At 35.9% G+C, this 12,531-nt stretch carries 11 protein-coding genes and 1 pseudogene; 5 read left to right on the forward strand and 7 right to left on the reverse strand.

The annotated features are described in order from the left end of the window. Positions 1 to 289: 289 nt before the first annotated feature. Positions 290 to 445: pseudogene (locus NST66_RS17320) on the reverse strand (glyoxalase); the annotation flags it as partial. A 24-nt stretch (positions 446 to 469) separates the two neighbouring features. Between NST66_RS17320 and NST66_RS17325 the strand changes: the two are divergent. From NST66_RS17325 to NST66_RS17335, 3 genes are all read left to right on the forward strand, one after another. Continuing rightward, complete coding sequence (locus NST66_RS17325; protein ID WP_340843594.1) at positions 470 to 1,681, forward strand: macrolide family glycosyltransferase; 1,212 nt, start codon at positions 470 to 472, stop codon at positions 1,679 to 1,681. A 233-nt stretch (positions 1,682 to 1,914) separates the two neighbouring features. Further along, positions 1,915 to 2,145: an HTH domain-containing protein gene (locus NST66_RS17330; RefSeq protein ID WP_321201997.1), complete on the forward strand. Its 231-nt coding sequence runs from the start codon at positions 1,915 to 1,917 to the stop codon at positions 2,143 to 2,145. After that, entirely contained in the window at positions 2,138 to 2,377 is a 240-nt protein-coding gene (locus NST66_RS17335; RefSeq protein ID WP_321201996.1) for a hypothetical protein, read from the forward strand. Before NST66_RS17330 ends, NST66_RS17335 begins: the two co-directional genes overlap by 8 nt. Before the next feature lie 604 nt (positions 2,378 to 2,981). Here NST66_RS17335 and NST66_RS17340 read toward each other — a convergent pair. After that, positions 2,982 to 4,082, reverse strand: coding sequence for an L-dopachrome tautomerase-related protein (locus tag NST66_RS17340; RefSeq protein WP_221816496.1), 1,101 nt, complete (start codon positions 4,080 to 4,082; stop codon positions 2,982 to 2,984). A 425-nt stretch (positions 4,083 to 4,507) separates the two neighbouring features. Between NST66_RS17340 and NST66_RS17345 the strand changes: the two genes are divergently transcribed. Both NST66_RS17345 and NST66_RS17350 read left to right on the forward strand, forming a co-directional pair. Beyond that, positions 4,508 to 4,873, forward strand: a complete 366-nt coding sequence (locus NST66_RS17345; RefSeq protein WP_321201995.1) for an SDR family NAD(P)-dependent oxidoreductase — start codon at positions 4,508 to 4,510, stop codon at positions 4,871 to 4,873. Positions 4,874 to 5,288: 415 nt separating this feature from the next. Continuing rightward, positions 5,289 to 5,777 (forward strand): CBO0543 family protein, encoded by a 489-nt coding sequence (locus NST66_RS17350; protein WP_255219759.1) that lies wholly within the window; start codon positions 5,289 to 5,291, stop codon positions 5,775 to 5,777. 780 nt (positions 5,778 to 6,557) lie between these two features. Here NST66_RS17350 and NST66_RS17355 read toward each other — a convergent pair. From NST66_RS17355 to NST66_RS17375, 5 genes are all read right to left on the reverse strand, one after another. Continuing rightward, positions 6,558 to 7,835, reverse strand: coding sequence for an MFS transporter (locus NST66_RS17355; protein ID WP_047933503.1), 1,278 nt, complete (start codon positions 7,833 to 7,835; stop codon positions 6,558 to 6,560). A 129-nt stretch (positions 7,836 to 7,964) separates the two neighbouring features. After that, entirely contained in the window at positions 7,965 to 8,936 is a 972-nt protein-coding gene (locus tag NST66_RS17360; protein WP_340843595.1) for a sugar phosphate isomerase/epimerase family protein, read from the reverse strand. Beyond that, the gene (locus NST66_RS17365) at positions 8,933 to 10,111 is read right to left on the reverse strand and encodes a Gfo/Idh/MocA family protein (protein WP_016766272.1); all 1,179 of its coding nucleotides are present in this window, start codon (positions 10,109 to 10,111) and stop codon (positions 8,933 to 8,935) included. Before NST66_RS17365 ends, NST66_RS17360 begins: the two co-directional genes overlap by 4 nt. 183 nt (positions 10,112 to 10,294) lie before the next feature. Further along, positions 10,295 to 11,476, reverse strand: a complete 1,182-nt coding sequence (locus tag NST66_RS17370) for a Gfo/Idh/MocA family protein (protein WP_165636274.1) — start codon at positions 11,474 to 11,476, stop codon at positions 10,295 to 10,297. A 131-nt stretch (positions 11,477 to 11,607) separates the two neighbouring features. Beyond that, on the reverse strand, positions 11,608 to 12,429 hold the full coding sequence (locus NST66_RS17375) for a sugar phosphate isomerase/epimerase family protein (RefSeq protein ID WP_034649933.1): 822 nt from the start codon (positions 12,427 to 12,429) through the stop codon (positions 11,608 to 11,610). Positions 12,430 to 12,531 lie beyond the last annotated feature (102 nt).

The following is a 12,531-nucleotide window of genomic DNA, read 5'->3' on the forward strand; positions in this document are numbered from 1 at the left end:
CCTTCTTTTTTTACGAATATAGTTTTTAATATATTTCATACGGCTGCTTATAGTTTAGAAAAAAACATGCATATTTCATTATGCACTCTTCTTTCTATTATCATCAAGTTTGGAGTCAGTATACTTTTACGGCCTTTTCTTTTTAATTCTGTTTCACAATGTCAAAAACCACTGGATCATTAAATTTAGAAATGTTAATAAACTCTCTTTTTTATTGTTTTGTAACATGGCGCTACCATATAATAAAAAACACCAGCAAAAGATTTTGCTGGTGGAAAGAGATTATTTATTAGTAAGCGCCTTGTGAATAAGTTAACTCATAGCTATGCGTATAAATTCCGAAAATATTTCCAAATGGATCTTCTACACAAACCATTTTATATGGTTTTTCTGCTGGATAATATTCTCTGATAGGCATACGTTGTTTACCACCATATTGCTTAATTATCTTGTAAAAGGAGGAATTAAGATGGGAAAAGTTTTATTCCTTAATTATCCAGAAGAAGGCCACGTCAACCCTACCATTGCATTAGTGGAAGAACTAATAAAAAAGGGTGAAGAGGTTGTCTATTACTGTATAGAAGAATATAGAAATAAAATTGAGAAAACAGGAGCTACATTTCGTCCCTATAAAAATTTCACACGCGATGCAGATCTAGTGAAAAAAATGGCAAAAAGAATGGACCCTCTTGAAATGCTATTATATATGGTACGGTCTGCGGATACAGTCATAGCAAGTGTTCTAGAGGACATAAGAGATGAAAAGTATGATTATGTTATTTATGATAATAATTTCGCCGCAGGATGGATGATTGCCGATATATTAAAGATACCTAAAATATCTTCTTGTACAACGTTCGCTATCGATGAAGAGGTCTTTTCGAACGTGATGAAAAGTCGAGGAGAAATGGATAAGAAATCTCCAACATATCAAAAGCTTGAAGAGATATTAAAAAAATGGAGACAAAAATATGGTATAACAATCAACGATAATCATAAGCTGATGTCTTGCCCTGGCGATATTACTCTTGTATACACATCAAGATCATACCAACCTCGTGCTGAAAAGTTTGACAACTCGTTTATTTTTGTTGGTCCTTCTATTGCGCCGCGAAAAGATGTAGAAACTCTTTCTTTAAAAAGTATTCCTGGTAATAAGCTCATCTTTATTTCAATGGGAACGATATTTAATCAGCAACCTGAGTTATATACTACCTGTTTTGAAGCATTCCAAGAAATACAAGCTACAGTTATATTATCGGTAGGAAAACAGACGGACATTAGCCAATTTAAAGATATTCCATCTAATTTCATTATACGTAATTATGTACCTCAGTTAGAAATACTAGAACAAGCAGATGTTTTTATTACTCATGGTGGAATGAATAGTACGAGTGAAGGACTTTATTTTGGTGTTCCCCTTGTGGTTATGCCTGTTGTAGGCGATCAACTAATAGTAGCTAATCGGATTGAAGAATTAGGAGCTGGTCTACAACTTAATCGTCAAGAACTAGACGCCACTACATTACGAAACAAAACAGAACAAGTGCTATCGGACTCTTCATTCAAGGAAAAGAGCTTAGAAATCGGAAAATCCTTAAGGGATTCCGGAGGGTACAAAAAGGCAGTAGAAGCCATTTTAGAATTTAAAAAGAATGCAAAAATAGAGGATCTTATTTAATTCTAACATTTAAATCAGTCTGGAAATAAAAAATTAATAAATATTGAAAAGAAGTCTCCATGGAGACTTCTTTTTTATCACTGCCTATAAGCTGTTTTATTTTAATTAAAAAGTAAAAGCTACTGAACAGGGGTCAGTAGCTTTTTAACGAAGCATGTTGTTAACTCAACAAGTAATGAGGATTTCCAAACAGAAGCTTCACAGCGTCATAAATAGTCTCCCCTAAAAATTATTTGTTATTACCCATTAAAGAATTAGCTGATCAGTATGATGTAAGTACTCGTACCATTCAATCAAAGATTAAGAAATTAGGCTATGAATGGGACAGTAAGGAAAGTATTTATCGCTACGTTGGAGAAGAATCAGAACCTTTGGATGTTAATTTTAATACGCTTATTTCTAAAAACAATAAAATGCCAGCAAAACAAAAGCTAGCCACTAATGAAGTAGCAGCTAGTGGCTAGCTTTTTAAATGAAAGTGAAAGTAGTAATGACCGCTTTGAAAAAGCTAGTACAGTAGATGCAATTGATTTGCTGTTGCAAAGTCCAAAAGACCGTTCAAAGCGAGTGTATCGAGGTTTTTATTTTGATGATGATGTTTTAAGTATTATTGATCGAGTCCCAAAAAGTTATAAATCAGAATTAGTGAATGAAGCTCTGAGAAAAGTGTTTAAGGAAAAGGAATTATTAGACTAAAAAAAAAAGCAGGCTTAAAGGCACTTATATGGTTATGAAATGCGTATTATCTTCTGTGAAGGTTCTTGATGTAGATTTTGAAATTGGTGAACAGCGTCTGTCATAGATTCCGTATTCAATTTCTTTAAGATACTTTTTCTTTAATTTTTAATGGTGCTTTCTTCTTTATGAAGAAGGCTTTGTATTTCTGAAATGGAATGACTATCAATAGCAAGAGCAAAGACTTCTTATTCTACTTTAGTAAATTGTTTCATAAAGAATTTCTCTTTAAGGATTTTGCATTCTTCAGTCGAGCAACTTCATTAACTAAAGAGGTATTATGTTAACTAGATATGTATGCGACATTCATGTTATTAAATAAGCGTATAAGGATTACCCTGCTTGAGATCCAAACGAACAGATGCGTTTGGATTTAAATAATATTAATACTGCATTGAATTTACCGATATTATAAAACATTTCCTGGAACAGTTTAACACTAACCAAATAAACTGTTTCTATTAAACCATTTTGATGTTATTTGGCAGAAGTAAATAAAGCTAATACTTCTTGCTTACTCGTGTTTGTTTTACACTATATAATAAAAACAATTAATTGACTATTTTTATGATGAAAAGGTTGGAGCAGGAAATTCATCAATTTTGATACGAAGTAAACTATAAGGTTTCTCTCGTAAGTCTTTTCCATAATGAAATCTAGGCTGTCGATGTAGTTGGTTCACAATGACATACAAATATTGATCCGGACCGATTGAAAAAGTATCCGGCCACAAAATTCTCGGATCATGTGCGATAGTTTCCATTGTGCCATTTGGAAATATCTTACGAATACTGTTGTTTTCGTAATCTCCAGCATAAACAGTTCCCTTTGCATCGGTGATCATTCCATCAGACGCACCTTTTTCTCCCCAATACTCCGCATGATAAATTAAATCTTTATCTGGTATAGTTCGGTCCCTTAGAACTTCTGTTGGGATCGAGAAAAGATGACGACTGGTTAGTGGACAAAAAAATAAAACTTTGCCATCGGGAGAAATCGCTATTCCATCAGAAGCCAATCTAAATGGGGAAGTTGAGCCATCTATGTTTCTATTCATCAAAATTTCACCTTCTACCTTCGGTAAAAAATAGGGATCGGGTGAAGTTGATTTTGCTCCATTTAACCGTCTAAACGCGTTTCCATTTGATAAATCTACGACAATAATAGCTCCTGGTCCTTTTGAAGAAGAATCTGTTATATAGGCATAACCTGCTTTTCCAACACGAAAATCAAAACGGACATCATTCAGATAAGTTGTAGGTAGAACAACATCTTCTGTAAAGGTATATACTTTTCTTATTGTATTGGTTTCTAAATCAACAGCGACTAATTTCGCTCCCCCTTTAATAGGTTCAGAAAAATTGGGTGCTGCTGTATCTAATATCCAAAGCGTTCCCCTTCCATCAGCGACTACACTTTGGACACTGATGAAAGTCATTGTGATATTTTCGGAGTTAACCAAATTGGTTTGTAAATTGGGATAAGACTGCAATTTATCTTGAACAATTTCCGCCACTGTAAATTTAACATCGTCTCCCCATTTCGGAAAGCAAATGAAAATACGACCGGTTTCTGAAACAGTAACACCTGTAGGCATAGCCCCATAAAATGCATAAACTAGTTCTAAATTACCGAAATATTTTTCACTAGGTAACATAGGTTTCATAATACCCTCCTCAAACATTCAAACGGGATATCTCATATATATGATCTATATTTTTTCTAATGCATGTTTCTTAATAAGGTTTTCTATACGAAAAGAAGATTGAATTGATTGTTTTCGAAATTTAATAAGTCTCTCAGAAGAAAGGAAACATTTTAATTTAAAGGTCTCCAGATGAAGTAGAATTCAATTAGCAGTTACTGAAGTTCAATGTTCCCGTATCAACGGTAAGCTGTTATAAATAAGAAATTAGGAAAATTTTCTTTTTTAACTTTATGAAGAAATGTATTTAAGCTAAACCGCCTCTTTAGCAATTTAAGTCCCCTACTCTTTTATCATAGCTTTGCTTTTTAAAGAAATTTCGTATAAAGTGATGATTACCTAGAATACTGTATCAGTCAGTGGTTTAATAACATTTCGGAGGGAAAATGCCAATGAATACAAAAGAGTTAAGAAATATCCATGCACTCGTAACAGGTGCTTCAAGCGGCCTAGGATTTTCCATGGCGGAGGCTTTGCTTCAAGGTGGCGCCACGGTGGCGTTAGCTTCTAGAGGTGGAACTAAATTGGATCAAGCAGTAGAGAAATTAAAGCGCGAGGGTTATCCTGCTGTTGGAATTCCTTTAGATGTTCGATCAGAACAATCCGTCAATAACGCGGTCGAATGGGTGAAAAGAGAATGGGGGAAACTCGATGTTCTCGTCAATAATGCGGGAATTGGGATGAGGACAGTAAACCCGCGTTTTTTAGTCGATCCTCAGCTGCTGCAGAGGGAATCACAGGTGAAAGAATAATTGCCACCGATTTTCAAGACTGGCTTCTTAAAAGAAAATAAGTTTTTAATCACAGGGGCGGATCCTTTCCTCTTTGAAAAAGTAGAGCTGTCCCTATGATTATTCTTTTATATTTTATAGAATGTCCAGCTCCAGCACGGGTATCAGCCAATCCGTCAAGAAGACTAAAGAGCAAACCTTCTCGCCAGCTTGTCTAGAGTCACGGTGACCGTTTCTATTTCAAATAAGTGAGAAAGCGATTGTACATATTAAGCATTTGCTACCCGTTAGTTTAAGTGAAAATGTTCATAACCAGGAAACAATTTTATATCAAAATAGAACCTTGCTTATTCACTGTTTACTAATCTAATTATGGAATTTCCTTAGTATAACCTTCTGCATTAAAGATAAACTATCTTTGTGGAGGTGCTAAACATTGGGTCGAAAATTTGAAATAAACCTTATAAAATTCCTTTATCTCTTTGGTATTAGTTCTTTTATATATTTAATAAAAAAACCACTTGCAAAGGAATGGCTCCTTGTTTTCTTTATAAAAAGTTACTATGCATCATTGGTCGATAATCTGATTGTAAAAAGAGGCTATGTTCAATATCCCACCCGATTTCCAAGACAAGTTAAAACAAGCGTGTTGTTTGATTACATCCTTTTCCCAATTACTTGTGTCTTTTATAATCAACTAACTAAGGATTCCCGCATCATTCAGTGCCTTTTAAAAGTTCTGTATTTCAGTATACCTATGACTATTGCTGAGCTATGGTTAGAAAAAAATACACGCCTTATTAAATATAAAAATGGATGGAATTGGAGAACTACTTTTTATTCTCTCTCCTTTTCCTTATTATTGGTTAGATTTACAATGTCTGTTATAAGACGTATTTTTAATAATGAGTACGATTTATCTTAGATAGTGCTTGTTAATCAGCAACAAGAGGCAAAAAAATATAGGAACATTTGAAGAATCATTAAATCTGCCTATTTGTTTCAATTATTCGCAATTTCCTCTCTACATTAACTTAAATATCCTACTGATTTTCTGTTAATAAGAAACAAAAACGGTCAGTTGTATGGAGAATTTTTTTTAATGCGTTAAAGGTATCAATCGTTTCTTTAGTCACTTCGATAATTTTGTATGTAGTTACAATTCGATTGTTTCTTTTATCAGTTGATACAGCAAGTAGTCTTGGTATTATAATTAAGGTTACTGTGCCTATTCTATCTTTAGCTACAATCTTAGAGTTTATTTATTCTTTCTTTATCATCAATAGAAGAAACACGTCAAAAAAATGAGCTTTACTCTACAAGAGCAAATAGGTAATTGCTTTATTAAATGTGGAGGAGATCGCTGACTAAGAATTAGAGCAGCAGCGCTAAGAAAGAAGAGTTATTTATTAATTTTGCATATGAACAACCTTAATACAATGGATACTTTATTTCTGCAATTATCTCATTTGATTCATACACTTTAGGCAGAGATTCTTTAAATGGGAGTATAAAATAACTCATGCATTGCTAACATCTCTAAAGAATTCACCTGTTAACTTGTCCATTAGGAAAATAAAAAAATCCATGAAATTATTTGAATTTCATGGACTTTTTTATTATATTTGCTATATGACATCTACTCACTTAAGTACTTGGTTAAAACAGTATAAAAGCCTGTATGCCATATTGATTGTCCTTACTTTCAACCGACTTGTTTCTCAGGTGAATAACTGCTCTTGTTTTGTTTTTCTTCACCTGGTAATTTCATAAATATCATCAAAATAGCACTAACAAAATACAAACCAGCAAATATCCACATGACTCCGTGTACACCCATGCTACCAATGAATGTTCCTACAATTGCAGGTGCAATAAAGTAAGACATTCCAGCCCCAAAACTTACAATAGCCATAGCTGAGCCTTTCTTTTCGGGTGCTAATGAACTTACTAGAGCAGAGAGTGGTACATAACCACATAGAACGATTCCAAAAATTATGCCTACCACAGTTAATGCCCAGAAATTATGCCCGAACATTTGAGGAGTATAAAGCATAACCAGAGTCATTACACCGCAACCGACACTGCCAATCCACATAATTGTCTTTCGCCAACCTAACCATTTGTCACTGATATAAGGAATGACTAAGTTAAAAGAGATATTGGCCACCCACATAGTTCCCCATACTTGTAACCATTCTTCTGTACTGTATCCATATTCAGAGGACAAGTATAGAGGGAAAAAGATTGGAAGAGCACCTACGCCGGTGGAGTTTATTATACGAACAACTCCGCCTATTGCGATTTTTGGCTTTTCAATACAAATAGTTAGTCCACTGAGTAAACTTTTCAATTTTTCCTTGCCGTTACCCTCACGCTCATGTACTTGGCCTTTTACAACAACAACTCCAATTAACCCACCGATTAACACCCATACGACCGCACTCCACATTAATCCGATATATCCGATTTTCGGAATCATATAAGCTGGAAAATAACTTCCAACAACATAAAGACCGCCACTCCATGCTGCCCAAAATAGCCCTATTGCCGTAGCTAAAATACGTTCAGGACTGCGATACGTAACCCAAACTAAAAACGAATAGCAAAATAAAGGATAACCAAATCCTCGAATAGCATAAGTCGGTAACATAACTGCATAATTATGGGGTTTTAGACCATATTCAATAAAAAGAATTTGACCTACTAACCAGATAACCAAGCCTGCTATCATAACCTTTCTTGGTCCCCATGCTTCTGTAAGGACACCCGAAAAGTAGGAGGCGATTGCTAATATAGCTCCGTATGCTGCAAAGAGAGTAGAAGATTGTTGAACGGTTAAGCCATGTTCAATAAGATACGGTGAAAGCCAACCATGTTCGAGACCATCTCCTACCATAAAAATTAGAGTTGCGATATAGCCCCAAATCATAGCTGATGGAAGACCTTTGGTGTTTTGCTCTCTTTTTGAAATCGCATTCATTTTAATCACCTCAAAATTATATATTTAACAATGCTGATAGTCACATTTACTCATTAGATGGTTCTCTTCAATGGTTAATGATAAATACCCAACTGGGTATTTATCATTAATTATATAGAAAATATACTGTTACGCCCACCACATTTCAGTTAATTGTTCTTTAAATTGTGCGCCTTTTAATAAAGAGACGGCCTTACTTAATCCTTCATCTAACGAAGCTAGTATATCTTCATGTTCAATGGATATCACATAGTCATATCCTACCGCACGAAGCGCACTCACCATATCTTTCCATACTTTTTCGTTTTGCCCATATCCTACGGATCTAAATGTCCACGAACGATTCAAAGTATCACTGTAATGTTTTGTATCTAATACCCCATTAACACTAATATTTGCCTGATCCAAATACGTATCTTTTGCATGAAAATGAAAAATAGCCTCTTCTCGACCAAGTTTTTTAATGGCTTCTACTGGATTAATTCCTTGCCAAATCAAATGGCTTGGATCAAAATTAGCTCCAATACTTGGCCCAGCATGCTCTCTTAATTTCAAGAGAGTTTCAGGGTTATACACAACAAAACCCGGGTGCATTTCAAGTGCAATTTGATGGATACCGTGTGACTCTGCAAATTTCACTTCCTCTTTCCAATAAGGAATGACTACTTCATTCCATTGCCAACCTAGGATTTCTGTATATTCCGGCGGCCAAGAGCAGGTTACCCAGTTCGGATTTTTGGCACCTGGGTGGTCACCTGGGCACCCAGAAAATCCGTTAATCACCGGCACTTCTAAACGTTCAGCTAATAAAACTGTTTTTCTCCACACGTCATGAGCCTTTTTGGCAACCATCTTATTTGGATGCAGTAAATTGCCATGACAACTTAGACCACTTATTGTAAGTCCTCTACTTGTAAGGGCAGCTTGAAATGTTTTTAATTTCTCTGAGTTCTCTAGTAATTCATCCGGATTACAATGACTGTTTCCTGGATAATTGCCTGTGCCCAATTCAACGGCCTCTACACCCATTTCACATAGTTTGTCCAGCATCTCTTCAAAAGGCAAGTTTTGATAAAGAACTGTAAACACCCCTAATTTCATGCACGGACCTCCTGCTTTACCTTCACCTTCATCCATTTTTGTTGTTCATGACTTGCTAAAATGGCGTCGGTAATGCACATGGACATATGTCCATCTTCAAATGTCGCGAAAGTGGCTTTATCACTTAAAGGATTTTTACCTTCTCGAATAAAGGTATAGAAATTCAACAATCCATTTTTTAATGCATCTGGCCAGCCTTCATTATGGCCCCCAGGATGATGAATGGACGATTTTGCTTCCGGATTAAATAAAGTAGGATCTGCAAGAAGAGTTTGATTTGGTTGATCTCGATAGCCAATCCACAGCTTTTCTGGTTCTTCTTGATTCCAAAAAGCAGAATTTTGACTGCAAGCGATTTCGAAGCTTAGCCTATTTTTTCGCCCTGCACTTACTTGAGACACAGTAAATAAGCCTTTTACCCCGTCTTCAAAACGTACAAGAACAGATGCATAGTCTTCTGTGTTAATCGGAACATCTTCATATGCTTCTTCTTGTCCTTTTTGTCCCCCGAAAGTAGATCCTTGAGAAGTAGATTTTTTTCTTACTGGTATAACAGTTGCTAAATCAGCAAAAACTTCGACGATTTTTTTACCTGTTACATATTGAACTGTATCACACCAATGAGAACCGATATCCGCTACCGCTCGTGATTTCCCTCCGACTTCAGGAGCTAAGCGCCAATTAAAGTCTGTTTCGAACAATAACCAGTCTTGTAAATAACTTCCGTGCACTAAGTTGACTTTCCCTAACTCACCGTTTCTGATCATCGTTTCTAATTGTTTTACAATCGGAAATTGGCGATAGTTAAAGTTTACGCCATGTACGACCTGGTGCTCTTTAGCTAATTTCAATAGCTCGGCTGATTCTTCACTAGACATAGCTAATGGTTTCTCCGATAACACATGTTTGCCTGCTTGAATAATTTCTTTATTAATTTGAAAGTGAAGGTGATTAGGTGTACAGTTATGAACAACTTGAATCTCGCTGTCTTTTAACATGTCACGATAATCCCCATAAGCTTTCGGAATTCCAAGTTCAACCGCTTTTTGTTCTGCTACTTCCTGCCCATGTTCTGCTAATCCAACTACTTCTACAAAACCGAGTCTTCTGATAGCCTCAATATGAGTAGGTCCAATAAACCCTGTCCCAATAACTCCAACTTTTATTTTTTCCATTTCTTTCTCCACCTTAATAAACTGTATTTTCCATAATTTCTTTTACTTACGTAGTAGCTAAAAAGAGAATTAAAACCTTTATAGCCGCTTGCTGACTTGCCTCTATTGATCCGAATCACAAATCAACAACTCTATTTCTAATAAAGGCTAGTCTACTAGGACTAGCCTCTACTAAACTATTATTTAAGCTTTCACTAAATTTTCTGTAAGATTAACCCACACACCTTTTTCAGCTGATTCAAGGATAGCATCTGAAATAACAGCGATTTGATAACCGTCTTCAAAATCTGGTGATACGCTTGTATTTTCAGCGATTGATTTGAGGAAATCATATGTTTCAATAATTTTTGTTTCCCCGTACCCAATTCCTAATGCCGGGATTGGCCATAGACCTTCTCCATATGGATGTGCAGGTCCTGTATAAACCGTTCTGAATCCGCGGCTATCACTTGGATCATCGGAGAAACATACTTGAAGCTCATCACGGCGTTCATAGTTAAAGTATAATGAACCTTTCTCTCCGTGAATTTCAAATGTTAAGAAGTTGTTGCGACCCCAGGCATTACGGGTCGCTTCAATGCTTCCTACTGCGCCGTTATCAAATTTAATTAAAGTTGAAAACTCATCGTCTACATCAACTTTACCTTTTGGTACATCAGCTTCTGCTTTTACAGTTCCTAGTTTATCTACAGCACCACTTTGAATCGGTCTTTCACCAATCCATGTCTTTGCAACAGCCATTACCTCTGAAATGTCACCCACAAGATATCTCGCATAGTCAATCACATGTGTTCCGATATCACCTAATGCACCTGAACCAGCTCGTTCTTTTTGGAAACGCCATGATAAAGGCGAGTTAGGATCCGCAGACCAGTCTTGCAGGTACGTGCCTCGGAAGTTTAAAATCTTTCCGATTTTTCCTTCCTCAATGTATTTTTTTGCTAGAGCAACGGCTGGTGTTCTGCGATAGTTAAATGCGACCATATGCTTAACACCTGCTTCTTTTACTGCGTCAAGCATTGTTTTTGCTTCTGCTGCAGTTCGTGCTAACGGTTTTTCTGAAATGATATGTTTACCTGCTTTGGCAGCTGCAATGGCAATTTCTGCATGAGAGTCATTTGGTGTTACAATATCAATAATATCAATTTCAGGATCTTCTACTACCTTTCTCCAATCAGATGAATAGTTTTCAAATCCTAAACGTTCCGCTGCATCTTTTGCTAACTCTTCGGTCACATCAACGACTGTGTGTCGTTGAGGAACTGCTGGTGCCGGCCAAAAAAACATTGGCATACCTGCGTAAGCGAGTGCATGCGCCTTCCCCATAAATCCTCCGCCAATCATACCTACGTTTAACTTTTTCATTTTTATTCTCCTCCTATGAAAGTAGTCTATTTATTCTGATCTACTATCTTTTAAATAACATTTTCTATATCGTTATGGTAAATTAGACTTCAAGTTTCTAATATATTATCTCTGCTACTTTCTTCTTGACCTTAAGACTTATTTGCCGTTTCAAAACTTAATAAGAAGTTAAAACTGATTTCTGCTCCTTTTTTCGGATCATTATAGCTATCTAATTCTACTGTAAGCCATTCATCATATCCAATTTCATCCAGAACTTGGATCATTTGATCAAACTTTTGATGTCCTTCTCCTAAAGGAAGAAATTCTCCATTATAATAATCTTTGAAATGAATATATTTAATGCGATCTGCATATTTTTTAATTACTTCTACCGGATTCCCTCCACCTGCTTCGATATGCGCTGTATCCGGACATAAATTAATCGTTGTTAGTGCCATTAATTTGTCCAGCTGGTCTGGGGCCTCTACGTTTGTTCCTAAATGCGGGTGATAACTTGGAATAAGATTATATTTCTCTGCAATTACTACTACTCGATTAAGAGCATTGCCTAAATCAGTGTAATCGCTTTCTAAAATACCATTCGCACGGATAGCTCCTCCGCCAATTACTAGATGCTTCGCTCCTAGTTCAGAAGCAAGAGCTGCAACCTCTTCAATTTTTAATAATTCTTCTTCCAAAATATCTGGAAAAATAAAATTCCCTCCAGTGTAAACTCCAATAAAGTCTAAAGAGTAACGGTTCAGCAATGCTCTAAATTCTTCTTTTCTATCTTTAAATTCCATTAGATTTCCGTCAAACATTTCAAATCCTTTATATCCAACTTCTGCAATATCCTTTAAAGCTTCTTCTGTTGATCCATTTGCAAGGTAATAAAGGTCTTTTATCGAAGTGACTCCGGCAGGATGCCCTACTACCCCGCCCCACGTATTTGTCTGATATCCTAGTTTCATGGTTTCTCTCCTATCTTTAAAGATTCCTTATGAGTACATGGTGTATTAATACTGGGATTTCATCACCTCCCTAAATTAATTTAGATAAGAAATAATTGAATC

The organism is Priestia sp. FSL W8-0524 (assembly GCF_038005965.1).
GTDB classification, from domain to species: domain Bacteria; phylum Bacillota; class Bacilli; order Bacillales; family Bacillaceae_H; genus Priestia; species Priestia zanthoxyli.